Raw genomic sequence first — 25,068 nt, forward strand, 5'->3', positions numbered from 1 at the left:
TTTGCTCCAGAAATGGCTGGTCAAGAGTTTGTTTTCAAAGTAGAAGCAAATCACTTGACGCAGATCACACCTATCGCATATACTGACCGAACGATCAGTTAATATCCCATCGGTTTAGGAGCGAAACCATGACTGCAACTGACATCAACACGGCTACCTCATCCACGTTGGATCAACAGGGGCAAGAGCGTTTCGAGCAGATCATCGCTGACGATTCACGCATTGAGCCGACGGACTGGATGCCGGAGAAATACCGCAAGACCTTGGTGCGGCAAATGTCGCAGCATGCACACTCAGAAATCATCGGCATGCAGCCGGAGGCCAACTGGATCACCCGGGCGCCGTCGTTGAAGCGCAAGGCAATTCTGATGGCGAAAGTACAGGACGAAGCAGGTCATGGGCTGTATTTGTATTCGGCAGCCGAAACCCTTGGAACTTCCCGGGACGACATGGTCGAGGCACTACTCGACGGCAGGGCAAAATACTCTTCAATCTTCAATTATCCAGCACGCACCTGGGCAGATATTGGAGCAATTGGCTGGCTTGTCGACGGTGCAGCGATCTGCAATCAAGTTCCGCTTTGCCGTGCATCGTATGCACCGTATGGGCGTGCGATGGTGCGAATCTGTAAAGAAGAATCCTTCCACCAACGCCAAGGCTGGGAAATTTTGTATGAGCTGTCGCACGGCACTCCAGAGCAAAAGCAGATGGCGCAAGAAGCAATTAACCGGTTGTACGGGCCTGCGTTGCAGATGTTTGGTCCTACCGACGATAACTCGCCAAATTCGCAACAGTCCATGGCGTGGAAGATCAAGCGGCACTCGAATGATGAATTGCGCCAGCGCTTCGTCGACATGATTGTGCCCCAAGCTGAAGCACTGGGGCTGCACTTTGAAGATCCAGACCTGAAATGGAATGAAGAACGTGGTCATTACGACTTCGGAGAGTTGGACTGGGACGAATTCTTCACGACGATCAATGGTTCTGGTCCGTGCAACACGCAGCGCATGCAGCGTCGTCGGCAAGCTCACCGTGACGGAGCGTGGGTCCGAGAAGCAGCCGCTGCTTATGCCGAAAAATATCAACACGTCGATATGGCTTTGAGTGCGTAATCGGGCGTAGCGATGAGCTACTAACGCCGTTGCATGAATTCTAAGGAGAACGCAAAACTCATGACTGAAAGTAATACGAAGAACCAATGGCCGCTGTGGGAAGTGTTTGTTCGTTCCGGCCGTGGACTATCCCATGTGCATGCCGGGTCTTTACATGCCCCCGATGCCACGATGGCCCTGCGTAATGGACGTGACCTGTATACGCGACGGAATGAAGGAACCTCTGTCTGGGTGGTGCCCTCAGAAGCAATTACCTCTTCTGACCCAGATTCCAAAGGTGGATTTTTCGAATCAGCCTCTGGCAAGAACTACCGCCATGCGACGTACTACGAAAAATCTGAAGGAGTGGCCCACCTATGAGTTTCGCTAATACTGAATCCGCTACGAAGCAAAATCAAGGCGAAGGGATTACGGCCGAGTTCATTCAACAATCCGATGCGCGTGCCGACGAGACCACCGCACGATATGCACTCATGCTTGGCGACGATGCGCTGATGCTCGGACAACGGCTTGGGTGGTGGATTTCTCGGGCGCCTGAAATGGAAGAAGATGTCGCTTTGGCGAACATCGCGTTGGATTTGATCGGGCATGCGCGTTTTTTTCTGAGCTACGCAGGTACTGCTTGGGATAAAACCGAAGATGACCTCGCATATTTTCGTAATGAAGAACAATTCCGTTCGGCCCGGCTCATAGAACAGGAAAATGGGGACTTTGGGCAAACCATTGCGCGACAATTCTTGTTTAGCTATTACCAATTGGGCTTATATGCGCGTTTAGTTAATAGCAGTGACACGACTATTGCTGCTATCGCTGCGAAAGCTTTGAAGGAAGCGCAATATCACGTGGATCATGCGAATCAGTGGGTTCTTCGGCTTGGTCTTGGCACAGAAGAATCTAAGCAGCGCATTGAAGACGGTCTTTATTATATGTGGCCGTACGTTGATGAGCTGTTTGAAAATCTTCCAATTCACGAAGAGCTCTCGCCATCAGGGGTTGCAGTCTTGCCCTCCAGTTTGCGAGAAGAATGGGATGAGCGCGTGCAGTATGTGCTGCGTGAAGCTGGACTGGAAGTTCCGACTTCGAAACCAGCGATGAGCGGGCAGCGGACTGGTCGTTTTTCTGAGCAACGCGGTTATATCTTGGCCGAAATGCAATCACTTGCCCGGCAACATCCGGGTGCAACTTGGTAAATAGTACTGCGGTGCGGGCAAGGAGTTGAAGTCTATGTCTAGAAAGAAAACTGCACATCCATTACGGCCGCAGGATCAGGCGGACGCGAAAATATGGGACGCGGCAGCGCAAGTGACTGACCCGGAGATTCCCGTCATTTCCATTGCTGATCTGGGAATTTTGCGAGACGCACAATTGTCCAACGGTACAGCTGTCGCCACAATCACTCCCACGTATTCCGGCTGTCCGGCAATGGAAACAATTACAGATGATGTCGTAGCCGCGTTGCATAATGCAGGGTATGACCAGGCAGAAGTCAACGTCGTGCTGCAACCAGCCTGGACCACCGATTGGATCACTGAGCAGGGTCGCAAAGACTTGCGCGACTACGGGATCGCTCCTCCGACCGGTAAATCAGCCACGGTAAACAGTGGTCCAATTCCTCTGCAAATTGGTATGCCCTCTCCTGTGGTGTGTCCACATTGCGGCTCTACCAAGACACAAAAAATCAGCCATTTTGGTTCAACATCTTGCAAAGCGCTGTATAACTGCCAAGCATGTTTTGAACCATTCGATTATTTCAAGGTGCACTAGCAATGAGTTCCACGCCAACAAACAAGTCAAGCAAAAAGAAAAAGGCCACGTTCAATACGTTGCAGGTATCCCAGGTGCGGCCGCTGACCGACGACTCGGTCGAGGTAAGTTTTGCCGTCCCCGAAGATTTACGCGATGACTACGATTATGTGCCCGGCCAATATGTGGCACTGCGTGCAACGATTGATGGAAAAGAAGTGCGCCGCTCGTATTCCATCTGTGATTCCCCAGGCGGCGGAGTAATCAGGGTCGGAATTAAGCGTGATTTCGGTGGTGTGTTTTCGACGTGGGCAAATACCGCGCTACAAGTCGGTGACGAGATTGATGTAATGAACCCACAGGGGGCTTTTACATCGCAAGTGCATGTCACGGGGCTAAACAATCCGCAACAAATTAGCGACGAAATTGAACAGATCACGAGCCCCCATCTCGTGGCAGTGGCTGCAGGATCAGGTATCACTCCCATCATGGCTATTGCACAGTCGGTACTGCAGCAATCAAGCGACGCTACCTTTGAATTGATTTACGGCAATAAAGGCGGCGACAGCGTCATGTTCGCTGAAGAAATCGGCGACCTGAAAGATAAGTACCCCACTCGTTTCTCAGTTCACCACATCCTGTCGCGCCAGCAACGACCGAACCCCATGTTTTCCGGGCGCATTGATGAGGAGAAGCTCAACGATCTCCTTGATCACGTCGTCCAGACAGAAGATGTGTCCGAATGGTTCCTGTGTGGCCCGTATGAGCTGGTGCAGTTGGTGCGCCGTGAACTCGAAGAGCGTGAGGTGGCAGACAAAGCTATTCGCTACGAGCTTTTCAGTACCGGTAAGCCTACAGATGGTCCGCGGCCTGATGCTGGTGCTTCTGTGAAAGAAGCCCCAGAAGGAAACAACATCACGGTGAAATTCACTCTTGATGGATCTTCGGATTCTGTTCAGTCACCTGAATCGGCAAAAGAAACCGTTCTTAATGCGGCGTTGCGGCAGCGCTCCGATGTGCCATTTGCATGCGCGGGAGGCGTTTGCGGTACCTGTCGAGCGAAGGTTCTTGAGGGTGAATACGAGATGGAAGAAAATTTTGCTTTGGAAAAAGATGAAGTTGAGCAGGGCTATGTCCTTACTTGCCAAACCCGGCCCACCGGAAATTCCATCACTGTTGACTACGACGCATAACTAGCCACCTCAAATATAGAACCACCTCAAATACAGAAACCCTAGATAGCGAACCGCCCATTTACAGAAACTAAGGACCCAGTATGATTGATCTCCATCTCGATCACGATGCCAATTTGGCCGAGGTTGTTCTCAACATTCCCAAAGCAATGAATTCTTTACAAGAAGCTGACATTGCTGAATTAAGCCACGCGTACTCAGATGCAGCGGATGCAGGAGTGCGAGCGCTAATTCTCCGGGGCGAAGGCAAAGGATTTTGCGCAGGACGAAACATCAAGGGCATTGAACCGGAAAATGATGATGCCTATGAATATTTGGAACGCCAGCTAACACCGGTCTTGAAACAAATGAGTGAATTTCCTGCCCCCACATTCGCGGCGGTGCACGGCCCATGCCTGGGCGTGGGGCTGGGACTCGCTATTGCGACAGACGTGGTTTATGTCGCAGAGAATGCCAAAATCGGCTCTCCGTTTGCCAAACTTGGCGCGACCCTCGATTCCGGTGGTCACGCACTTTTTGTCGAGAGATTGGGCGCGCACCGAACGATGGACTTGATTATTTCCGGTGATCTCATAAGCGGGGAAGAAGCGGTCAAACTTGGTTTGTTCTCACGGGCGCTGCCAGAAGAAGAATTGTTGGAGTTTACACGTCGGCAAGCGAAAACCGCAGCACAAGGGGCTACCCAAGCTTTTATGACATCGCGTGAGCTTGTGTCTGATATCCGTGACCGACGAACGGGTTTGTGGGACAGTCTGCATAAAGAAAACAAGCTGCAGGCTCAATTGTGTGCATCAGCGGACTATAAGGAAGGATTTGCGGCCTTCAACGAAAAACGTGAACCGAAATTTACCGGTCAGTAAAACCCTGCGTAGGCAGTCAATGGACGCATGAATAGATGAATACACGAATAAAGGAGCAATAAACATGGCTACTAACGACGCTTTCTTGGTATCTGCGAAACGCACCCCGGTTGGGCGCTACGGCGGGGCATTATCTGCGGTGCGCCCGGATGATCTCGCCGCATTGACTATCAAAGCAGTACTTGAAGACACCGGGCTTGAAACCACGGCGGTGGATGAAGTGGTCTACGGCAATGCCAACGGTGCAGGAGAAGAAAACCGGAACGTGGCCCGAATAGCGTGGTTACTTGCCGGTGGTGATGAATCTGTTCCAGGCATGACGATCAATCGGCTGTGCGCATCAGGCATGTCCGCAATTTCGGTTGCCAGCGCCATGGTGCAATCAGGACAAGCCGACGTTGTTATTGCAGGCGGAGTGGAATCGATGTCCCGTGCGCCTTGGGTGATGGAAAAGCCGACCAAAGGTTTCGCCAAACCAGGTCAAGTATTTGATACTGCGATTGGATGGCGATTTGTCAACGAAAAATTCGCTGCGAAGGACAAAATGACTTATTCCATGCCGGAAACGGCTGAGGAAGTCGCGCGGCAGCGAAATATTTCCCGGGAAGATGCTGATGAATTCGCTGTACAGTCGCACGAACGTGCTTTGCAAGCGATTGCTGCTGGAAAATTCGATCGGGAAATAGTGCCAGTTAGCGTTGTTGGACGCAAAGGTGCGGTGACGGTCGTTGATACAGACGAAGGACCACGGCCGGGTACGTCGGCCGAAGTCTTATCCCGGTTATCTCCGGTTGTGGCAGGCGGAGAAGTCACAACGGCAGGTAATGCATCGTCCTTGAATGATGGCGCATCAGCGGTGGTTGTGGCTTCACAAGCAGCAATTGATAAATATGGTTTGCACCCGCGCGCTCGTATAGCAGGCTCCACCGCTGTTGGCGTAGCACCGGAAATTATGGGGATTGGACCGGTGCCAGCAACAAAGAAACTCTTGAATGTCACCGGGTGGGAATTATCTTCGGTTGATGCAATCGAACTCAATGAGGCCTTTGCCACGCAATCCCTTGCCTGTATCCGAGAGTTGGGCCTTGCTGAGGCGAAAGTCAATGCCTGGGGCGGGGCAATTGCTCTTGGACACCCACTTGGATCCTCTGGGTCACGGCTTGTCACTACTTTGCTGCACAGGTTGGAAGATGCCCAGGAACAACGAGGTATTGCCACGTTGTGCGTCGGTGTTGGGCAGGGCTGTGCGATAGCTATTGAACGAGTCTGATCAGTCAAAGTTCTGACCAGTACAAATAAGGAAAGAAGCGATATGACTTTTCCAGAATTCCGGACCCTCCGAATCCAGAAGCATGACGACTGCGTAGTTGCGCAGCTTGACCGGCCACAGGTGCGTAATGCCATAGACCAGATCATGGTCGACGAGTTGCATGAGTTATGCGGGATTGTGGAAAAAGACCCGCAGACTTTGGTCATCACTGGTTGTACCGTGGAGACTTCCCGTGGGGAAAAAGCCGTTTTTGCCTCAGGTGCAGATATCGCTCAATTGCGTGAACGACGCCGTGACGACGCGCTGCGCGGTATCAATTCCACGATTTTCCAACGGATCGCGCAGCTACCTGCTCCCGTCATTGCTGCCGTTGATGGTGTTGCACTGGGTGGCGGCCTGGAATTGGCATTAGCTGCTGATTTCCGGATTGCGACCCCGGAAGCAAAATTTGGTCAGCCAGAAGCCCAGCTCGGAATCATCGCTGCTGCTGGTGGGACGTACCGATTGAAAAATTTGGTGGGTGAAGCCGTCGCAAAGGAGATCCTGCTCGCCGGGCGAATTCTGGATGGGACCGAAGCAAAAGAGACCCATCTGGTCAATGAATTGTATTCAGCAGACGAATTAGTGGCAGGAGCGCACGATCTCGCGGCACGAATCGCGAAGCAGGATCCTTTAGCAGTACGCATCACGAAGCGAGTATTGGACATGCCTGAGGCCGCTCATCCGCAGGTCGATAACTTGGCACAAGCAATTTTATTTGAATCCGATGCCAAATTTGAACGTATGCAGGAATTTTTAGACCGCAAGAATAAGCGATAAAAACTGGAGTCAGGAGAAAATACAATGAGTGAAACCGCAGAGTCACCAACCACAGCGAAGAGCTTCCCAGATCGGGTCGGTGTCATGGGAGGCGGACGAATGGGTGCAGGGATTGCGCATGCATTTTTGTCCGCGGGCGCAACCGTCATAGTCGTCGACATTAATGATGATGCTTTAGAAGCTGCACGCAATCGCATCACCAAATCTGTTACTGGATCGATCGACCGTGGTGCTCCCGGAACCGCTGAGGAATGGATGCAGCGTGTACAGCTCAGTACGGATGCTGGCGATTTTGCTGACTGTCGTCTCGTTGTTGAAGCAGTGCCCGAGTCGATGGAGCTGAAAACTAAAGCCTTTAACGCGATTTCACAAGCAGCGCCCGAAGCTGTGATTGCTACTAACACGTCGTCGCTGTCAGTCACAGAACTTGCCGACGTGGTCACGAACGATGTGATCGGACTACATTTTTTCAATCCGGTACCAGCGTCAAAACTGGTAGAGGTCGTCGTCGCCAAGAGCACCCCAGAGAAACTGGTGAGTGATGCTCAAGAATGGGTAGAAGCCCTCGGTAAAACGCCAGTGGTGGTCAAAGATGCACCGGGGTTTGCGTCCTCGCGGCTTGGTGTTGCTATCGCGTTGGAAGCTATCCGCATGGTGGAACAGGGTGTTGCGAGCCCGAAACACATCGACAACGCGATGGTGCTCGGCTACAAATTCCCAGTAGGCCCACTAGAATTGACTGACATCGTCGGTTTGGATGTCCGATTGGGGATTGCGGAATATTTGGAAGAAACCCTGGGCGAGCGGTTCGCTCCACCGAAACTCATGCGGGAAATGGTGGAACGTGGTGAGCTCGGTCGAAAAGCAGGCAAGGGGTTCTACGATTACAGCAGTGATTCCCAATGCTAATTTCGGGGGTCAACGATGGCATTGCTGATGCGCGCAGTGCACAATCGCTTGCCGACGTCGTCCGTGATGATGACTTCGTGGCTGCACATTGTTTTGCCCAGTTTGATTGCCGTTGCCGTTGCCGTTACCCAACCATTCTTTCCAGATGAATGGTGAGTTGCGTTGATATCTACTCCAACGGCGACTTTGCCAAACCGCGAGGCGTGGATAACTGCGGCCCAAGAACCGACCGCTTCTGCTAAACACACCATGGCTCCGCCGTGTAACAGGCCTAAAGACTGGCGGTTGCCGTCAATCGGCATCCGCGCAACGACGGTTTCTGGGGATTCTTCCAGAACTTCTACGCCCATCTTTTCATCTAATTCGCCAAGAACAATTTTCCATGTGGAATCTTCAGCCATCATAGGCTCCTTCAAAAATTCATAACAACGGTGGATCGTCACAACCACTATAGGGGTCTCACTAGAGATCGTTTCCCAGAATAGAAAGGACTACAAAATGACTACGACAACAGCAGATACCTCCACGCCGGAAGAAACGGCTCAGGTCGTACCAAGCTATCTCCGCGGCCAGTGGGTAACACCAGAAGACGTTTCTGATGCAACGCAAGTGCGAGATGCCGCGACCAGTGAGGTGGTCTGCCGGTTTAGCGCCAAAGGCTTGGATATTGCTTCCGCGGTGGATTATGCATGCGAAGTAGGCGCAAGTAACCTGCAAAAATACACGTTGCATGAGCGTGCGATGATGATTAAAGAGATGGGGCTTTACCTGAAAAAGCACCGGGATGAGTTAAACGCGCTCGCGCATAAAACCGGTGCGAATAAGCGGGACAATTTTGTTGATGTTGATGGTGGGATTACCACCGCGCTGGTTATTTCATCCAAAGCACGGAAAGAATTACCCAATTCTCAGGTCATCGTTGATGCGGCAGAACCGGAAGTGCTTTCGGCCGACGGCTCATTTTTGGGCACCCATATTTTCGTTCCGCAGCAGGGAATTGCCGTTCAGATCAACGCGTTTAACTTTCCGGTATGGGGGATGTTGGAAAAATTTGCTCCTGCTTTTATCGCGGGAGTTCCCACTATCGTCAAGCCGGGTACTCCTTCTGGGTACGTCACCCAGGCTTGTGTGAAGCTCATGGTTGAGTCCGGCATTTTGCCAGATGGTGCGCTTCAATTGATTTCGGGTTCGGCGCGGGATTTGCTGGATTATTTGGATTACCGGGACCAAGTGGCATTCACAGGGTCTGCAGCGACAGCGCAGAAATTACGTGCGCATCGCAATGTTTCCGAAAACGGTGTGCAGTTTAGTTCTGAGGCTGACTCGTTGAACGCGGCTATTTTGGGCGCGGATGTAGCTCCGGAAGATCCTGAGTTCGAGATCTTTATCAAGGCGGTCTTCGCCGAAATGACTGCAAAAGCTGGGCAGAAATGTACCGCCATCCGTCGTGTATTGGTGCCAAACCACTTGAAGGGTGCTGTTGCACAGGCATTGCGCGAGCGTTTAGTGGCGAAAGTGATTGCCGGAGACCCACGTGACGAGAATGCGACGATGGGGCCGTTGGTTTCTGTGGACCAGCGCGCTGATGTCGCGACGGCAGTGACTCGCTTGGTAGATGCCGGTGGACAGTTGGTCTGCGGTGGACCGGATGAATTAGACGGTGCATATTTTGCTCCTACGGTGCTCACCTTCAATGACGCTTATGCACCGGCCGTTCATGAAGTTGAGGCTTTTGGTCCCGTGGTTTCTATTGTTGGATATTCGGACACCGTGGAAGCGATTGAATTGGCTGCGCTTGGTCGAGGATCTTTGGTTGCCTCTGTGGTCACTCACGACCCAGAAATTGCTGCTGAGTTTGCTCGTGGGATCGGGGCGCACCATGGTCGATTGCATTTCCTTGACCGGGACGACGCGAAAACCTCGACTGGACATGGTTCTCCTCTGCCGAATTTGATTCACGGAGGGCCCGGTCGTGCTGGCGGCGGCGAAGAATTAGGTGGCGTGCGTTCCATCAAGCACCACATGCAGCGGGTTGCGATCCAAGGAACGCCTGATCACCTGACTGCCATTACCGGGATTTGGCATCGGGGAGCGAAGGTGAACAGTGTGTCACGGGAAGACGTAGAGTCCGGCCGCGGGGTGCATCCATTCCGGAAATCGATTGCGGAGTTAGAAATTGGTGACCAGTTTGTTTCCGATTTCCGTGAGGTGCGGTTGGAAGACATTATCGCGTTTGCAGATTCTACTGGTGATCAGTTCTATGCTCACACGGATGCGAAAGCGGCTGCAGCGAACCCGTTTTTCCCGAGCCAAGTAGCGCATGGCTACTTGCTGGTTTCTTGGGCAGCTGGATTGTTCGTGGAACCCGCGCCGGGCCCGGTGCTGGCTAATATTGGCTTGGAAAACCTGAAGTTTTTGACCCCGGTTCCTGCTGGTGATTCCATCCAGGTGGTGCTGACTTGTAAACAGATTAAGCCCCGTGAGACCGAAATTTATGGCGATGTTTATTGGGATGCGCAGTTGTTGAACCAGGATGGTGAGTTGTGTGCTTCCTATGATGTGCTTACTGGTGTGGAAAAGGAACACACTACTTTTGTGAATTGGTCCGACTAGTTCCGTGATTTTGCGCCTGGTTATTTAAAACGGCGGCTCGGCATAAGACTTTTGCTGGGCAGCCGCCACCCAGGGGTCGCCTTCAACCGTGTGGTTAGCGGCTGAGCTCCGGTCCGCGCGCTCCCCGGTAACTACTGGTTCGAGGTGCCGAATTGCAGTAATTGCTTCTTGGATTCTGTCGATGTATTTCCGGCAGGCGGCAATCTTGATCACGCGGAAACTATCGTGATTCAGCATGCTCTGCAGCTTTAAGACATCGCTATACCAGAGCTGTTGGCCTTCCGACATAGTTCGCGATGTACTTGGTGTCTCCGACGGTGTTGGCATCCCCGGCGTAGATGCTTGGTTGCTCTCTGCGGTCAAACGCTGCATCTTCTGCGCTTCTTCGCGCTGGGCATTGCGGTAGCACGCCATTTTCTGTGCCACAGTTTGTACCCAGCGCCGGTTCGGTTTGGCCAGTGGGCCTTCTGCTTCGGTGGATTGCCAGGTGCCGTCGGCGAATAACCACACAGTGGTTCCGCTGGCTGGTTCGAAAATGGGGCGGGCGCGGCGATCAGTTTTGATGTTGTGGTGGTGCTGGCACAGTGCGATGAGGTTTGCCGGGGTGGTTGCGCCGCCGTTGTCATATTCGATGACGTGGTCCATTTGGCAGGTGGTCGCTGGTTCTTCACAACCTGGGTAGCGGCAGTGTCCATCGCGGCCGGTGACTGCGGCGCGCATGGTTGGTGTGGTGGTATAGCCTGCGACTTCGTGGTTGGCTACGGCGTCCATGTCGTGGTGCTTGGCTGCCTCACCGGCAAGGGCGTCGGCGGCCGCACCGAACAGTGTTTGTTCGCCAGCGCCCGTAGTCCTCGATACGAACAGCGGGGCGTCGTCGACGTCGTTCGCACGGTAGCAATTCAGGGTCACGGACGTTTGTGCATTTCCCAAAAGTAGGTCGATGGTGGCGTCGCGAAGCGAAAGGCCGGTTTGTTGTGCATGTTCGCGGATGTGCGCATCAATGGTCACGGCGGTGGCGGCGTCGGTATCGAAGCGAATTTCATGCGTATCGGTATCGTTGCGCTCAAAATCGGGAATATCGTTGACACCGTAGGTTTTCCTGGGCGATTCCTTCTTTTTATCTTTGCGCACCGAAGAATCAAGGGCATCAATCTCGCGGGTGATCCGGTTTCTGATGGTTCTTCTCGACGCCATCTGCTGGTTCGGTTTCGTTGGAGTGAGAAGATCTACGAGCAGCTCATCGACGGCGGCAAACAGGTGGGCATTGACGGCACCTGCTTTGTCCAGTGCGCGGTCAATGGTAATCCAATGGTCGATATCCAGTTGCCACATGGAGGTTGCAAGTTTGCGCAACTTCGGAAGATCCGACATGCGGTAAAACGCGGCGGCGATGTCACCGGCCTTGTAATTGCTGATGCCACTGGTTGCAGTGATATCGCGCAGCATGAGATCGAAATCATCACTGGCGAGATCAGTAATTCGTTTCCACGCAAAGTACGCGTGACGACGCAGTTCCAGCATTGCCATGGCATTTTTATTGTGTGGATTGCAGTGGGTGAAATATGCCTCCGGGGAGCCCGAAGAATGCTCGACGCCGTGACGGTTTCTGTGGTTGTTGTTCTGCGTCATGACGCCCTCCCCGAACGTTATTGCTAATTAAGATGATTTCAGTCTAGATGGATAAGTGTCAAAAAGCAACAATGTTCGAATGATGTAATGACCTAAAAATTTGGGGCAGCGCGTTATGGAACCTCATGGCGTCGAGAGCAGTCGGATATAAGTGCAATATAACCACTTGTAATAATGATGGGATTTTGTGTCCTGGTTCTGTATGGTGCGGGAATTGGCTTACGCTACAGTAAGCCCAAAGGTATGGAAGAGGTGTTCGCATTATGGGAGTATTCCAGTTAAGATGAAGCTTGTGAAAAATTATATATGTTCGAACCGATTCCGCATGGCCTTTCGTCGGGGAATCAGGGTGTCACTGCCGAATCGTCTGCACTATCACCTGCAATCAGCTGCAACCGCCTGGTCATCGGGCGATAAGCGCCTAGTCAAAAAACTAACCAGCGGCGGGAGGGATAAAACACATATGGGTCGCACCACAAATGCACTAATTGTGAAAACGAAAGCAACTGCGTGCGAGACAATGGAAGGGCCACTTTAGCTACAAATAAACTACAAATGAGTGAAAGGGAGCATGGGCATGGTTATCGTTCACATTGCTATCGTGCTCGGCGCCATCTTCCTTGGCGCACGAATCGGTTCCATCGGTATTGGTATGGCCGGTGGTTTAGGCGTCGTTCTGCTGGGCCTTTCTGGAATTCCCGTCACCCGGGAAGATATTCCTTTCGACGTCATCGCCATCATTATGACGGTCATCGCCGCTATTGCAGCGATGCAACGCGCTGGCGGCATGGACTACCTCGTGTATATCGCCGAACGCTTCCTGCGCAAACACCCCAAGCGTATTACGTTTTATGCGCCGGTCGTTACCTGGCTGATGACGGTCCTCGCAGGTACTGGGCACACCGCCTTTTCGACGCTTCCGGTCATCGTGGAAGTCGCAAAAGAAGGCAAAGTCCGCCCATCACGCCCCCTGTCGGTGGCCGTCGTCGCTTCGCAAATGGCTATCTGTGCATCCCCGATTTCCGCCGCCGTCGTTTTGCTGGCTGGCCTGCTGGAACCGATGGGCGTCGGTTACTTGCAGGTGCTCGCGGTCGTCATCCCGGCTACCTTCATTTCCATCTTCCCAGCTGCCTGGATTGCCAATAAATTTGGCAAAGAACTTGTCGACGACCCGGTTTACCTCGAACGTAAAGCGCAAGGCTTGGTGGCAGAACCACTTGGCGCGAAAAACTACCAACCTAGCTCCGGTGCTAAAGCGTCCGTTCTGATCTTCCTCGCTGCCATCGTTATCGTCATGGCCTGGGCAACCATCACTTCCGACCAGGTTGGACTCATCTCCGAGCCAACTCTGCCGCGCAATGAAGCCATCATGACTGTGATGCTGACGGCCGCGACAATCATCGTCATGCTCACGAAAATCCCGGCCGGTGACGTTCTCAATACGCCAGTGTTCAAATCCGGCATGTCCGCTTGCGTGTGCGTGTTGGGTGTTGCTTGGCTCGGAACCACACTGATCAACCACTACCTCGACGACATTCAAAACCTCGCCGGCGGCGTCCTGGAATCCTCGCCATGGTTGCTCGCGGTGGTCCTCTTCTTCGGTGCGGCACTGCTGTACTCGCAGGCAGCGACGACCAAAGCACTCATGCCAGCGGCCCTTGCACTCGGCGTCAACCCGGTCACAGCCGTCGCAGCCTTCCCCGCAGTATCGGCACTGTTTATCTTGCCGACGTACCCAACGCTGCTGGCAGCCGTCGAAATGGACGACACCGGCACCACGCGCATCGGCAAAGCAGTGTTCAACCACCCATTCCTGATTCCCGGCGTGGTCAGCATTGCCAGCTCTGTGCTGCTGGGTTACCTCTTCGGTTCTGTGATTATTTAGCTATTCGGTGGCCGCTGCTAGCCCATCATGCCCAGCAACGCGAGCCAGGCGGTTCCGACGACGCCGAAGATGACAATGTTGATCACCGAAGCGATAAACGATACGCGGAACCACTCCGCGGTTTTCACGAAGCCGGAACCGTAAATCAAACCAGCCGGGCCGGAAGCATAGTGCGTCAACGCACCGATCAAGTTGCTGGCAAAACCCAACATGAGCGCGGCAAACAGCGGCGGCGCACCCGCAGCAACAGCCGCACCCAAAAACACCGAATACAACGCGATGATCTGCGCGGTATTCGAAGCAAAAAGATAATGCACGTAGAAATACACCAGCGCCAACACCACGAAGGCCGCAATCCAGTGCATTCCGCCGATCACACCAGCGACACCTTCCCCGATCCAGTCGACGACGCCCAACTCGTTGAGCTGGCTAGCCATGCCCACCAGCACGGAAAAGAAAATCAGCGTCGACCACGCGCCATTATTCGCAGCCATCGTCTTCCAGGTCAGCACCTTCGTCACCAACAAAATGGCGATACCCAAAAACGCCGCTGAAGTCGCCGAAACACCCAATTGTGAACCAAACATCCACAGCCCCAGCAACAGCACGAACGTCGCCAGCATGATCCACTCGGTGGCGGTCATTGGTCCAAGATCGCGCAGCTCATCGCGGGCGTGGCCCGGAGCATTCGGGGTTTTCTTCAGCGTCGGCGGATACACCTTCGACATGGCCCACGGCATCACAATCAGCGCGACCAAGCCAGGCGCCAAACCAGCCAGTGCCCACGTGCCCCAGCTGATATCAATTCCCTGGTCAGCAGCCAGATTCACCGCCACCGGGTTACCCGCCATAGCGGTAATAAACATCGCGGAAGTAATCGTGTTGACCTGCAGCGCAGTCAACGAGAGATAAGACCCCAGCCGACTACGCGATTCATCCGTATCCGGCCGGGAATCATTCACGTGCGCCAGCGACTTAATAATCGGGTAGACCACACCACCAGCGCGCGCGGTATTCGACGGCGTCGCCGGAGCCAACACCAAATCCGTCAGCGCCATGCCATAAGACAGCCCGAGCGAACTCCGCCCCAACGCCGACACAAACAACAACGCGATGCGCCGACCAAACCCGGTGATCAAAAAACCATCAGCGATGAAAAACGCGGCGACGATCAGCCAAATCGTGGAGTTGCCGAAGCCTTGCAGCGCTTCTTCCTTGGCATCCATCGTGCCGGTAATCATGGCCACAGCCAGGCCAATCAACGCAACAGAAGCCGTCGGCAAGGGTTGTAAAATCAAGCCCAAAATCGTGCCGACGAAAATCCCCGCCATGTGCATGCCGCGCGGGTCGACGCCCTCGGGTGCGGGCAGAAAATAGATGATGGCGGTTACGGCGACGATGATCGCGACGTGGATGGCGGTTTTCGCGGACCGTTTGGGTGCTTGTTCCTGGTCAGACTGCTTCGCGCTTCTCGACGAATCCGCGTGTGTTGTTTCTGGAGTGGTGCTCATGCCCGTTCGTTTCGCAATTATTCAAGCTTTGGACACGGGTCATGCTACGCGGGTGGGCAGGCGTCGGGAAGGGGTTTCGGCTGGGAGTTAGCTCACCATCAGCGGCTTGCCGACGCCGTAAATGGGCCCGCTTCCTTAGCCCTCCGGGTGCCGCGGGTTCAGTAGATCCGAGCCCTCCGGTGCATGCGCGGGATCGGCGCCGGCCTCCAGCTGCCTGTTCTGCTCGTCGACGAAGATCACGCGAGAACGGTAGTCGCGTAGTTCCTCGTCGCTGTACTGCGCATACGCGATGATGATCACCAGATCGCCCGGGTTGATCAGCCGCGCGGCCGCACCATTGATGCCGATGACGCCGGTGCCCCGGTCGCCGGTGATCGCGTAGGTGGTCAGGCGGTTGCCGTTGTTGATGTCGACGATGTCGATCTGCTCGCCTTCGAGAATATCCGCGGCCTCCATCAGCGCGGCGTCGATGGTGCAGGAACCGACATAATGCAGGTCAGCCTGGGTGACCGTGGCTCGGTGGATCTTGGATTTCAGCATGGTACGCAACACGGCACATACCTTAGTCGTCGTGGTGGTGTGGTGATAAACGGTCGGATAAAGGCGTGATAAACGGTCGGGTAGAAGGGTGATAAATAGCGTAGTAGGGCAGTAATAAAGAGTCAGGTAGGAAAGCGATAAACGGTCAGGTTCAGTGCTAATATCGAGGTCATGGCTCTTAGCGGGTATCAATCAGACGGCCACGAAAATTCAAGTAGCAGCGCCAAATCAAGCACCGCACAGAACTACCTTTGGCGTTACATCGATGACGAACTGGAAGCGCTGGATGGTCTGACAGCGATTGCGATCGATGGGGCAAAAGGCGTCGGCAAGTCCGAAACCAGCATCCGTCGTGCAGATGAAACCTGGCATCTAGACCGGGATAACGAGCGCGAATTGCTCTACGCCCAGATGGATAAAATTTTGCAGGGCCCGGGCACAATTTGTCTAGATGAGTGGCAACATGTCCCGCAGGTGTGGGACGCGGTGCGGCGCAACGTCGATAAGCACGTGGCTACCAGATATTTGCTGACTGGCAGCGCTACCCCCACAAGTGGCGTCGACACGCACTCCGGTGCAGGTCGGATTCTGTCATTGCGCATGCGCCCGCTATCGGTGGCAGAACGCGACAACACGCAGCCTAGCGTCCGGATAGCGGAACTTTTCGAACAGAACAATGATTCCCGCGTAGAAATTAGTGGTGCAATCGATTGGCAGCTGGCCGATTATGCCGAAGCTATTTGTTCGACCGGGCTGCCAGGCATCCGCACGCTGCCGCCGCGCGCCCGCAGGCAGCACGTAGCGTCTTATATCCACCGGGTGATTGACCGCGATATTCCGGAGCAAGGACTATTGGTGCGCAAACCGGAATCCTTGCGGGCCTGGTGGCGCGCCTACGCTGCAGCATCGTCGACGCCGACGGCATACAACAAAATACTGGATGCGGCGACGGCAGGAGACAGCAACAAAACTTCCAAAGAAACCGCCCAGGGCTACCGCGATATGCTCCAGAAACTTTGGTTGCTTGATCCCGTTCCGGCGTGGCACCCGAACCGCACGCCGTTGAAACGCCTGACCACCGGGCCCAAACATCAGATTTTTGATCCGGGAATCGCAGCAGCCTTGCTGGGCGTCACAGCAGAAATGTTGGTTGCGCGCGATCCGGGCAGCTGGGAGCTGTTCGGTCAGCTGTTTGAATCTTTGGTTACCCTGACGGTTCGCGCAGCCGGCCAGGCAGCCGAGGCAGAAACAGCACACCTGCGGTTGCAAGGTGGAAGCAGAGAAGTCGATCTGATTCTGGAGCGTTACGACGGCAAAGTCATTGCTTTTGAGGTTAAACTCAACCCGGTCCCCACAGACCGCGACGTGCGGCACCTGAATTGGTTGGGGGAACAACTTGGTTCCCGGCTTGTCGACAAAATCGTGGTCACCACGGGAAGTCATGCGTATCGGCGTGCCGACGGATGCGCAGTTGTTCCTCTCGCATTATTGGGCTAGTGCCGCAGCTCACGCTACGCTTCCCGACGCGCACCCGCACCCGGAAGTGCCACCGCAAATTCGGGTTCGGCAAAACCGGCCGCGGCAAAAGCCAGCGCGATTGCCTCTGCGGCCTGTTCCACCTTCTCGGAAGGCAACAACGCAATCGATGAGCCACCAAAACCGCCGCCGGTCATGCGCGCACCAAGTGCACCGTGCTCCATCGCGACGTCGACCGAAACATCCAACTGCGCCACGCTGACCTCGTAATCATCACGTAGCGAAGCGTGGCTGGCCTGCATGGATTCGCCGAAACCGGCCAGATCACCACCCTGCAATTGCTCGATTGCAGTGGCAGTACGGGCAATCTCGCTGACGATATGCCGGACCCGCTTGCCGACGACGTCCTGCCACGCACCAGCATCCACCCCGTCCGGGGTGTTGGCCTCCGCCCAGCGCGCAGATGCGGCCTCGGCATCAGTGGCATATCGCAGGCTCGTCACCCGCAAGTCCGCGGTCACGCCATCGACGACGGCGCGACGTGAGGCGTACTGGCCGTCGGCAAGCGAATGCGGTGCGTTCGTGTTGGTGATCAGCACGGCCAAACCACGGTCAGCGATCTGGAATGGCACCTGCTGGGTGGAATCGGTGGCGAAATCAATCGCCAGGGCGTGGCCGGGTTCGGCAAACAGGGCAATGCGCTGGTCCAAACCGCCAGTGGAAGCCCCGACGACCTCGTTTTCCGCGCGGATCGCGGCCTGCATCAACGCAGTGCGGTCTGGCTGAGTTTTGCCGTTAGTGCTGGTTTCTGCCAGATCCGCCGCCGCCAACGCCACCGAACATTCCAGCGCCGCCGAACTCGACAACCCAGCGCCCACCGGAACGTCAGAGACGATCGCGATATCCAGGCCCGGTAGGTCTAAGCCCGCGGCCCAGATGGTGCCCACAACATAGCCTGCCCAATCATCCGGATAACCAGGGCATACCTGGTCCATGGCGATCTCTGCGTGCATGGTTTCAGATCCGAACTGCGAGACCACGCGGTAGACGCCATCCTGATTGAGCGCCGCCGCCACATAGGTGCGCTGCGACAAGGCGAACGGCAAGCAGATACCACCGGCATAGTCGACGTGCTCACCGATCAGGTTCACCCGTCCCGGCGCCGACCACACACCAGCGGGTTCCGCAAAATACTCGCGAAACAGCGCGGTGACATCGGCGATTGCCTGCTCGTTGCTGCGGGTGGAAAACCAATTAACCATCGTGATCGGCGACCTCTTCTTCAGCGACTTCTCGGAACCGTGCGGCGATGCGCTCCGGGGTGGTATCGGAAATCCAGGCACCCTGGCCCGACTCACTACCAGCCAAGAACTTCATGCGACCCGGCGAACGCATCAGCGAAAACAGCTGCAGGTGCAACCGCCCATCCTCTGGCGCATTCACCGGCGCCTGGTTCCACGACGCGATATACGGGGTGCGTTCGACGCCGTCGAAAAAGCGATCCATGCGCGCGAGAATATCCAGATACATCCGGGTCAGCTCGTCTTTTTCGGCATCATGTAGTTCCGCGAAATTCGGCACCGCGCGGTGCGGGACCAGCATGATTTCGACAGGCCACTTCGCCGCGGCGGGCACGAAAGCGGTGAAATACTCGCCCTGGACGACGACGCGCTGGCCGTCGGCATGCTCGGAATCCAGAATGTGATCGAACAGATCTGCGCCGGTGTCAGCGCCAGCAGCGCCAGTGCCAGCACCGCCTTGCGCCTCCCGAAATTCCTGCGCACGGGCAGCGATCTGCGCGGCGCGCTCCGGCACGAACGGATAAGCATAAATCTGGCCGTGCGGGTGCTGTAGGGTGACACCGATTTCCTCGCCCCGGTTTTCAAACGGGTAGACGTACTCGATGCCGGGCAGCGCGGAAAGTTCTTTGGTTCGGTGCGCCCAGGCCTCGACGATGGTGCGCGCCCGGGTATACGGCAAATCGCGGAAAGACACCTGCGAATCCGGGGTAAAACAGACCACTTCGCAGCGGCCGTGCCCGGGTTTGCTGGGCACGAAAACGGGTGCGTCGGTGCCTGCTGCAGAGCCAGCCCCAGCTCCTGGTTGCGATTCCGACTGCGCCAGCGACGGGAAGCGGTTCTGAAAAACCACGACGTCGTAGTCGTCGGCAGGAATCTCGGTGGGCAGCTGACCCGGGCGCGTTGGTGCCAGCGGGTTTTCATTCGCCGGCGGCAAAAACGTGCGGTTCATCCGGTGCGCGGCGTAGGTGTACCAGGCGCCGGTCAACGGGTCCTGGCGCAGCTCTGAAGCACTGGTGGCGGCGGGCAACTCGCGTTCGTCGACAAGCGTGCGGGTGCGTTCGCCGGAGACAAACTCAGGCGTGTCATCGAAGTAGAGCAGCTCGCGGCCGTCGGCAAGCTGCGTGCGGGTAATGCGCATCGGATGCTGCATGGAAAACTCCAGACTTAGCGGGTGGTGGAATCGCCGGATTGCGGCTCAGCTGCAGCGTCAGCCGCAATGCCAGCGTCAGCCTCAGTGCCAGCCTCGTCGATTTTGATCGGGTTGGCCTTCGTCCACCAGAAGAACACACCGGCGGCAACCAGCATGGCCACGCCGGTCCACAGGTTGTATGAGGAATCTTTCGCCGCACCGGTCGCGGCATCGACGCCTGGGTCCAGGAAGAAGAAGCTCAGCAGCAAGATCAGCCCGTACAGGCCCAGCAGTGCGCCGATGACGTTGCGGATGTCGAATGCTCCGGCGGTGTGGGAGCGCTGCGATCCTTGTGTACTCATGATTATGCGGGCTCCTTAATTAAACGAAGATGATGTTGAGGATAACGACCAACACCAGGCACAGCACACCCAATGGGACGGTGCGGCGGTACCACGGCAAGCCATTTTCGGTGGCGTCGGTCAGGTTTTCCTTCGGGGTGACGGACTTGACGAAGCCCACCAGCTCCTCGTCCGGCTTTGGCTTGGTCACCAGGGACACGATGATGGAAACCAGGATGTCCACGACGAAGGCCAGCGATGCTGCGACGAACGCGGTGCCCTGGCCCGGCAGGTTGAACAGGCCGGATTCCGCGGCGGAGAAGGTAGCAATCGCCCAATAAACAATCGCGGAGCCAGTACCGGCGACCAGGCCAGCCCAACCAGCGGTCGGGGTCATGCGCTTCCAGAACATACCCAGGATGAAGGTGGCGAACAGCGGCGCGTTGAAGAAGCCGAACAAGGTTTGCAGGTAGTCCATGACGTTGCCGAAGTTCGACGCCAGCAGCGCGGTGAATACGGCAATGACGGTGGCGCCGATCGTCGCCAAGCGGCCGACGCGGGTGTAGTAGTCGTCTTCCCGGTCTTTGACCACGTAGGTTTGCCACAGGTCATAGGAGAACACGGTGTTGAACGCAGAAATATTCGCGGCCATACCAGCCATGAAAGCAGCCAGCAGACCAGCCAAAGCGACACCCAGCAGGCCGTTCGGCAGCAGATCGCGCATGAGGTATAGCATGGCGTCGTTCGGTTCCGCGGAACCATCCATCAGCGGGGTGACGGTGGCGCCGGCGATCATGCCCGGGATGACGACGATGAACGGCACGAACATCTTCGGGAACGCGCCAATGATCGGGGTTTTGCGTGCCGACGACAGCGAATCCGCTGCCATGGAGCGCTGCACCTCGACGAAGTTGGTGGTCCAGTAACCGAAGGAAAGCACGAAGCCGAGGCCGAAGACCAGGCCAATGGCGGAAACGATTGGGTGGTCGAAACCGGAGATTTCCGTACCCGGCCAGGCGCTGAAGTGGCTCGGATCAGCGACTTTTTCCTTCAAGCCAGACCAGCCGCCGACGCTGTGCAGACCAATCAAGGTCAGCGGCAGCAAGGCAGCGATGATGACGAAGAACTGCAGCACCTCGTTGTAAATGGCAGCCGACAGGCCACCTAAGGTGATATAGGACAGCACGATGACCGCGGCGATCACCAGCGTGACCCACAGCGGCCACCCCAGCAGCGAGTTCACAACTTTGGCCAGCAGTAACAGGTTAATACCGGCGATCAGCAGCTGTGCCAGGGCAAAAGACAGGGCGTTGACCAGGTGCGCGCCGCTACCGAAACGACGGCGCATGAACTCTGGCACCGAGCGCACTTTCGAACCGTAGTAGAACGGCATCATGACAATACCCAGGAACACCATCGCCGGGATGGCGCCGATCCAGAAGTAGTGCATGGTTTCGAAGCCGTACTGCACACCGTTGGCGGACATGCCGACGATTTCGACAGCACCCAGGTTGGCGGAAATAAAGGCCAGGCCCGTCACCCACGCTGGTAGCGAGCGTCCGGATAGGAAGAAGTCGATGGAACTCGACACCTTCGATTTTGCGGCCCAGCCGATGCCGAGCACGAACAAGAAATAAATCGCCACCAGGGTGTAGTCCACCCAGGACGCATTCAAAAGCAGGCCGTCTTCCTGCATAGCGGGAACCTCCCGGAAAAATAGGCCTTCCCCACGGCCGAGGATAACCTGCATTGCTGGCCTGCTCGGTCCCTGTGCGAAGGAAAATGGATGTGCGCCTAGCAGCGAAAACTACCCAAGTTAGGTAACCATCACATGTTAGGTGCGATGCGGCGCATTCATCATAACCCTAAAGGGCAAGTTTAGGGTGAGATGGGGCCTAAATCGCGGAAATTCCGAAGCGGAACCTCGTGCTGCTTGCCGACGCCAACTGCAGTAAGCTCTCGCCACTGCGCAGCGCATTCGGTGGGCAGGTCATCGGTTCCACGGCAATGGCACGCCCGATAGTTGGGGCGGATTCCGAGGACGTATAAACCTGGCACCAGCCGAAACGTTCATCCGCCCAGAGCCTGGCGCCACTACCTGCGGCGTTGCGCAGCTCGATGTGGTGGGCTGCGTGGTTACTGCTGGCCGGTGGCGCATCTAACCGGAAGCAATGATCCAGCGTGATTCCCGCCATGTGTTGGTGCTTGCCGACGATCTCCGTGGCCGGAATTTCCGGCCCCGCAGGCAGCAAACGCTCCGGGTCCAACGGCAGGTTCGTGGCTGCTGGCATAACTAGCGTGCATTCATCCAGTGGTGCTCCCTGCGCACTGAGGTACGGGTGCCAGCCCACGCCGAAAGGGCTGGATGCTGTGCTGGGGTGGGCAGTTTCGGTGCTGGTGCCAGCGCTGGCGTCGGCGCCGCTATTGGTGACGGTGAGTTCTGCGGACAGGCCATCGTCGGCAAGCGCCCACGTTATGGAATACACCAGCGGCCAGGGCCATTCGGTGCGCGCCGGGCCCTGCCACTGCATAATGACGGAATCAGGGGAGCGGTCGATGATTTCCCAGGTGGCATCGGCGGCGTAGCCGTGCAAGGCATTGTTGCGGTCGGGTTCAGTGCAGGGCAGTTGGTGGATGGTGCCGTGGTGGGAAAAGATGCCGTCGCCAGTTCGGTTCGGCCAGGGGGCCAAAAGTGCGCCGGCGGTCATCGGTCGGGTGCTCGTATAGCCTGCAACCAGGGGTTTTTCGTGGTAATCGAGTGTGGCTAGGCCAGCGCCATGCGGGTCGATTGTGGCGGTGTAGGCGCCGGCGGAGATCTGCACTGCAGTGTGAGAAGTCATGATGTGCAGTGTAGAAGGTGGGCAATCGTTGTTGGCAGTTGTTGGCTAATTGTGCATTATTCGGAGAATTGGCGAAAATTGTTAATTTAGAGGGGGTGCTAATCTAACAATTTTGCGTCGCATGCGTATTTTGCTGGGAATTTTCAACCGGTTGACTTGAAAAGATCACCAACCCGAAACGTTAAAAATTGCTTGGGAACTTTTCCCACTCGGGGTGCGACTACTTTGTGTAGTTCGCGGCTGCAGACGAGAACTTCACCAGACAAGTTTTAGTCCCCGAACCCGAAGGCTCATGTCTATGACTCTACGCCAAGATCGCCCAGCGCAAGCATCTACCACGATGCCTGCTGGCGCCGTCGACGAGACCTCTGCGCGCAATAAACGTGGCGCACGCAAACCCAATGCTCTTGTGGCGCTGCTCCGACGCCTGCATTTCTATGCTGGCATGTTCATCGGGCCGTTTCTGCTCATCGCAGCCATCAGTGGCGCGTTGTATGCAGTCGCACCCACCGCCGAAAAGCTGGTGTACCAGGACGTTTTGACCGTCACACCGCCACCTGGTTCGGAAGGTGTTACCAACACGATTTCGTTGGAAGAGCAGGTGACGCAGGCCCACGAAGCCTTCCCGGATTTGGATATTGCCCAGGTGTGGCCATCGTCGGAACCAGGTGAGACCACCCGCGTGCTGCTTATCGACGAAACCATTGACGAGGCAGAACTGCGCAGCGTGTTCGTCAACCCGTACACCGGAGCCGTCGTTGGTGATGAGCCATCCTATTCCGGTCTGGGCGAGTTGCCGCTGCGCCGGTGGATTTCACACCTGCATGAGAGCATGCATCTGGGACCAGTAGGCGAGCTGTACTCGGAGCTGGCTGCCAGCTGGCTGTGGTTCTTTGCCTTGGGTGGGCTGGTGTTATGGGCTTCCCGCAATAAAAAGGTGCAGCAGCTATTCGGGTTCGGTAACGCGCGTACCGGCAAAGAAGCGAAAAATGGTGGCGCCAAGGACGCCAAAAACAAAGGCTCCGGACGTCGTCGCCTGGTCAACCTGCACGGCGTGACGGGCACCTGGATGCTTATCGGCATGCTGGCGCTGTCGGTTACCGGAATTACGTGGTCAACTTATGCTGGCGGCAACGTGAACCGCACCGTGGAAGCGTTGCAGTGGCGCGCGGATCCGATCACCACGGAACTCAGCGGTGAATCAGCAGAAGCCGCAGACCCGCACGCAGAACACGCTGTTCACGGCGGTGGCGCGGCGTCCGAGGCAGAAGCTCGCGCCTGGACTCCCGAAGAAATCGCGGAGCAGTCCGACCAGGTCTTGGCGACGGCGCGCGAAGAAGGCCTGACTGGTTCTTTGCGCATGTCCCCAGGAGAATCAGTGGAGCACGGCTGGCAGGCCAGCGAGCGCTGGACTGAATGGCGCACCACCTCGGATGCGATTTCTGTCGACGGTGAAACCGGCGAAGTCATCGACCGTCTGCCATTTTCCGAGCTGCCGCTGTTTTCTAAGCTGACCTCGTGGGGCATTTACCTGCACATGGGAATCATGTTTGGCCTGCCGCTGCAGATCCTGCTGCTGGTCACCGCCCTGGCCATCGCCGGGCTGGTGGTGCTGGGCTACCTGATCTGGTGGAAGCGCCGCCCAACCCCAGGTGCAACCGCGGGTATCCCGGGGCCACGCACGAAGCTGAGCACCAAGCAGTGGATCATCGTCGCCGTATTCCTGGTTGCCGTGGGCGGTTTCTTGCCGCTATTCGGAATTAGCTTGGCAGCGATGCTGCTTGCCGACGTGTTGCTGAGCAAGCGCGCCGGGCACACCGGGCACGCTGCGCACGCCGGGCACGAAACCAGGCGCGCAGCTGTCGACGGCGCACGTGCTTAATTAGGATCGGTTTTC

Annotated in this window: 22 protein-coding genes; 13 read left to right on the forward strand and 9 right to left on the reverse strand. The window is 56.1% G+C overall.

Features of this window, described 5'->3' with window-relative positions; genetic code table 11:
• Positions 1 to 128 precede the first annotated feature (128 nt).
• From paaA to ACP8MI_RS00535, 9 genes are all read left to right on the forward strand, one after another.
• Positions 129 to 1,112: a 1,2-phenylacetyl-CoA epoxidase subunit PaaA gene (paaA, locus tag ACP8MI_RS00495; RefSeq protein ID WP_337891658.1), complete on the forward strand. Its 984-nt coding sequence runs from the start codon at positions 129 to 131 to the stop codon at positions 1,110 to 1,112.
• Positions 1,113 to 1,172: 60 nt separating this feature from the next.
• Positions 1,173 to 1,472 (forward strand): 1,2-phenylacetyl-CoA epoxidase subunit PaaB, encoded by a 300-nt coding sequence (gene paaB, locus ACP8MI_RS00500; protein ID WP_049168018.1) that lies wholly within the window; start codon positions 1,173 to 1,175, stop codon positions 1,470 to 1,472.
• The gene (gene paaC / locus ACP8MI_RS00505) at positions 1,469 to 2,302 is read left to right on the forward strand and encodes a 1,2-phenylacetyl-CoA epoxidase subunit PaaC (protein ID WP_284589371.1); all 834 of its coding nucleotides are present in this window, start codon (positions 1,469 to 1,471) and stop codon (positions 2,300 to 2,302) included. The genes paaB and paaC overlap by 4 nt, the downstream gene beginning before the upstream one ends.
• Positions 2,303 to 2,336: 34 nt before the next feature.
• Positions 2,337 to 2,876 (forward strand): 1,2-phenylacetyl-CoA epoxidase subunit PaaD, encoded by a 540-nt coding sequence (paaD, locus tag ACP8MI_RS00510; protein WP_049149681.1) that lies wholly within the window; start codon positions 2,337 to 2,339, stop codon positions 2,874 to 2,876.
• Between the two features lie 2 nt (positions 2,877 to 2,878).
• Positions 2,879 to 4,048, forward strand: a complete 1,170-nt coding sequence (gene paaE, locus ACP8MI_RS00515; protein ID WP_049168016.1) for a 1,2-phenylacetyl-CoA epoxidase subunit PaaE — start codon at positions 2,879 to 2,881, stop codon at positions 4,046 to 4,048.
• 83 nt (positions 4,049 to 4,131) lie between these two features.
• A complete protein-coding gene (locus ACP8MI_RS00520) occupies positions 4,132 to 4,908 on the forward strand; it encodes an enoyl-CoA hydratase/isomerase family protein (RefSeq protein ID WP_049168015.1) in 777 nt (258 codons plus the stop codon).
• Positions 4,909 to 4,972: 64 nt separating this feature from the next.
• Positions 4,973 to 6,178 carry an acetyl-CoA C-acyltransferase gene (locus ACP8MI_RS00525; RefSeq protein WP_490290679.1) on the forward strand — a complete coding sequence of 402 codons (1,206 nt, stop codon included), beginning with the start codon at positions 4,973 to 4,975 and terminating at the stop codon, positions 6,176 to 6,178.
• Positions 6,179 to 6,220: 42 nt separating this feature from the next.
• A complete protein-coding gene (locus tag ACP8MI_RS00530) occupies positions 6,221 to 6,997 on the forward strand; it encodes an enoyl-CoA hydratase/isomerase family protein (RefSeq protein WP_239211459.1) in 777 nt (258 codons plus the stop codon).
• Positions 6,998 to 7,021: 24 nt separating this feature from the next.
• A complete protein-coding gene (locus ACP8MI_RS00535) occupies positions 7,022 to 7,906 on the forward strand; it encodes a 3-hydroxyacyl-CoA dehydrogenase family protein (protein WP_144737511.1) in 885 nt (294 codons plus the stop codon).
• Here ACP8MI_RS00535 and ACP8MI_RS00540 read toward each other — a convergent pair.
• Complete coding sequence (locus ACP8MI_RS00540) at positions 7,903 to 8,310, reverse strand: PaaI family thioesterase (protein WP_144737509.1); 408 nt, start codon at positions 8,308 to 8,310, stop codon at positions 7,903 to 7,905. The two genes, ACP8MI_RS00535 and ACP8MI_RS00540, sit on opposite strands and share 4 nt — an antisense overlap.
• A gap of 94 nt (positions 8,311 to 8,404) precedes the next feature.
• Here ACP8MI_RS00540 and paaZ point away from each other — a divergent pair, with 94 nt between their 5' ends.
• Positions 8,405 to 10,519 (forward strand): phenylacetic acid degradation bifunctional protein PaaZ, encoded by a 2,115-nt coding sequence (gene paaZ, locus ACP8MI_RS00545; protein ID WP_284607306.1) that lies wholly within the window; start codon positions 8,405 to 8,407, stop codon positions 10,517 to 10,519.
• A gap of 24 nt (positions 10,520 to 10,543) precedes the next feature.
• On the opposite strand, the gene ACP8MI_RS00550 is transcribed toward paaZ, so the two are convergent.
• Positions 10,544 to 12,148, reverse strand: a complete 1,605-nt coding sequence (locus ACP8MI_RS00550) for an HNH endonuclease signature motif containing protein (protein ID WP_284607305.1) — start codon at positions 12,146 to 12,148, stop codon at positions 10,544 to 10,546.
• A gap of 577 nt (positions 12,149 to 12,725) precedes the next feature.
• Between ACP8MI_RS00550 and ACP8MI_RS00555 the strand changes: the two genes are divergently transcribed.
• Complete coding sequence (locus ACP8MI_RS00555) at positions 12,726 to 14,033, forward strand: anaerobic C4-dicarboxylate transporter (RefSeq protein WP_284589439.1); 1,308 nt, start codon at positions 12,726 to 12,728, stop codon at positions 14,031 to 14,033.
• Between the two features lie 17 nt (positions 14,034 to 14,050).
• Here the strand turns inward: ACP8MI_RS00555 and ACP8MI_RS00560 are convergent, their stop codons facing one another.
• Positions 14,051 to 15,544, reverse strand: a complete 1,494-nt coding sequence (locus ACP8MI_RS00560) for an anion permease (protein ID WP_144737502.1) — start codon at positions 15,542 to 15,544, stop codon at positions 14,051 to 14,053.
• Positions 15,545 to 15,679: 135 nt separating this feature from the next.
• On the reverse strand, positions 15,680 to 16,096 hold the full coding sequence (gene panD / locus ACP8MI_RS00565) for an aspartate 1-decarboxylase (RefSeq protein ID WP_018120255.1): 417 nt from the start codon (positions 16,094 to 16,096) through the stop codon (positions 15,680 to 15,682).
• A gap of 159 nt (positions 16,097 to 16,255) precedes the next feature.
• Here panD and ACP8MI_RS00570 point away from each other — a divergent pair, with 159 nt between their 5' ends.
• Positions 16,256 to 17,581, forward strand: coding sequence for an ATP-binding protein (locus ACP8MI_RS00570; protein ID WP_204369556.1), 1,326 nt, complete (start codon positions 16,256 to 16,258; stop codon positions 17,579 to 17,581).
• A 14-nt stretch (positions 17,582 to 17,595) separates the two neighbouring features.
• Here the strand turns inward: ACP8MI_RS00570 and galK are convergent, their stop codons facing one another.
• The 5 genes from galK to ACP8MI_RS00595 form a co-directional block, all read right to left on the reverse strand.
• Positions 17,596 to 18,822, reverse strand: a complete 1,227-nt coding sequence (gene galK / locus ACP8MI_RS00575; protein WP_284589375.1) for a galactokinase — start codon at positions 18,820 to 18,822, stop codon at positions 17,596 to 17,598.
• Positions 18,815 to 20,011, reverse strand: coding sequence for a galactose-1-phosphate uridylyltransferase (gene galT / locus ACP8MI_RS00580; protein WP_284589376.1), 1,197 nt, complete (start codon positions 20,009 to 20,011; stop codon positions 18,815 to 18,817). Before galT ends, galK begins: the two co-directional genes overlap by 8 nt.
• A gap of 14 nt (positions 20,012 to 20,025) precedes the next feature.
• On the reverse strand, positions 20,026 to 20,352 hold the full coding sequence (locus ACP8MI_RS00585; protein ID WP_284589377.1) for a hypothetical protein: 327 nt from the start codon (positions 20,350 to 20,352) through the stop codon (positions 20,026 to 20,028).
• Positions 20,353 to 20,371: 19 nt separating this feature from the next.
• Positions 20,372 to 22,027: a sodium:solute symporter family protein gene (locus ACP8MI_RS00590; protein ID WP_284589440.1), complete on the reverse strand. Its 1,656-nt coding sequence runs from the start codon at positions 22,025 to 22,027 to the stop codon at positions 20,372 to 20,374.
• Between the two features lie 199 nt (positions 22,028 to 22,226).
• A complete protein-coding gene (locus ACP8MI_RS00595; RefSeq protein WP_284589378.1) occupies positions 22,227 to 23,171 on the reverse strand; it encodes an aldose epimerase family protein in 945 nt (314 codons plus the stop codon).
• Between the two features lie 298 nt (positions 23,172 to 23,469).
• On the opposite strand from ACP8MI_RS00595, the gene ACP8MI_RS00600 reads away from it, so the two are divergent.
• On the forward strand, positions 23,470 to 25,053 hold the full coding sequence (locus ACP8MI_RS00600; protein WP_337891659.1) for a PepSY-associated TM helix domain-containing protein: 1,584 nt from the start codon (positions 23,470 to 23,472) through the stop codon (positions 25,051 to 25,053).
• Positions 25,054 to 25,068 lie beyond the last annotated feature (15 nt).

The sequence above is a fragment of the Corynebacterium sp. LaCa_70 genome, from assembly GCF_058182015.1.

Bases quoted from the DNA above. Each gene is read 5' to 3' on its own strand.
- paaA (WP_337891658.1), top strand. From the start codon at position 129: ATGACTGCAACTGACATCAACACGGCTACCTCATCCACGTTGGATCAA.
- paaB (WP_049168018.1), top strand. From the start codon at position 1,173: ATGACTGAAAGTAATACGAAGAACCAATGGCCGCTGTGGGAAGTGTTT.
- paaC (WP_284589371.1), top strand. From the start codon at position 1,469: ATGAGTTTCGCTAATACTGAATCCGCTACGAAGCAAAATCAAGGCGAA.
- paaD (WP_049149681.1), top strand. From the start codon at position 2,337: ATGTCTAGAAAGAAAACTGCACATCCATTACGGCCGCAGGATCAGGCG.
- paaE (WP_049168016.1), top strand. From the start codon at position 2,879: ATGAGTTCCACGCCAACAAACAAGTCAAGCAAAAAGAAAAAGGCCACG.
- ACP8MI_RS00520 (WP_049168015.1), top strand. From the start codon at position 4,132: ATGATTGATCTCCATCTCGATCACGATGCCAATTTGGCCGAGGTTGTT.
- ACP8MI_RS00525 (WP_490290679.1), top strand. From the start codon at position 4,973: ATGGCTACTAACGACGCTTTCTTGGTATCTGCGAAACGCACCCCGGTT.
- ACP8MI_RS00530 (WP_239211459.1), top strand. From the start codon at position 6,221: ATGACTTTTCCAGAATTCCGGACCCTCCGAATCCAGAAGCATGACGAC.
- ACP8MI_RS00535 (WP_144737511.1), top strand. From the start codon at position 7,022: ATGAGTGAAACCGCAGAGTCACCAACCACAGCGAAGAGCTTCCCAGAT.
- ACP8MI_RS00540 (WP_144737509.1), bottom strand. From the start codon at position 8,310: ATGATGGCTGAAGATTCCACATGGAAAATTGTTCTTGGCGAATTAGAT.
- paaZ (WP_284607306.1), top strand. From the start codon at position 8,405: ATGACTACGACAACAGCAGATACCTCCACGCCGGAAGAAACGGCTCAG.
- ACP8MI_RS00550 (WP_284607305.1), bottom strand. From the start codon at position 12,148: ATGACGCAGAACAACAACCACAGAAACCGTCACGGCGTCGAGCATTCT.
- ACP8MI_RS00555 (WP_284589439.1), top strand. From the start codon at position 12,726: ATGGTTATCGTTCACATTGCTATCGTGCTCGGCGCCATCTTCCTTGGC.
- ACP8MI_RS00560 (WP_144737502.1), bottom strand. From the start codon at position 15,544: ATGAGCACCACTCCAGAAACAACACACGCGGATTCGTCGAGAAGCGCG.
- ACP8MI_RS00570 (WP_204369556.1), top strand. From the start codon at position 16,256: ATGGCTCTTAGCGGGTATCAATCAGACGGCCACGAAAATTCAAGTAGC.
- galK (WP_284589375.1), bottom strand. From the start codon at position 18,822: ATGGTTAATTGGTTTTCCACCCGCAGCAACGAGCAGGCAATCGCCGAT.
- galT (WP_284589376.1), bottom strand. From the start codon at position 20,011: ATGCAGCATCCGATGCGCATTACCCGCACGCAGCTTGCCGACGGCCGC.
- ACP8MI_RS00585 (WP_284589377.1), bottom strand. From the start codon at position 20,352: ATGAGTACACAAGGATCGCAGCGCTCCCACACCGCCGGAGCATTCGAC.
- ACP8MI_RS00590 (WP_284589440.1), bottom strand. From the start codon at position 22,027: ATGCAGGAAGACGGCCTGCTTTTGAATGCGTCCTGGGTGGACTACACC.
- ACP8MI_RS00595 (WP_284589378.1), bottom strand. From the start codon at position 23,171: ATGACTTCTCACACTGCAGTGCAGATCTCCGCCGGCGCCTACACCGCC.
- ACP8MI_RS00600 (WP_337891659.1), top strand. From the start codon at position 23,470: ATGACTCTACGCCAAGATCGCCCAGCGCAAGCATCTACCACGATGCCT.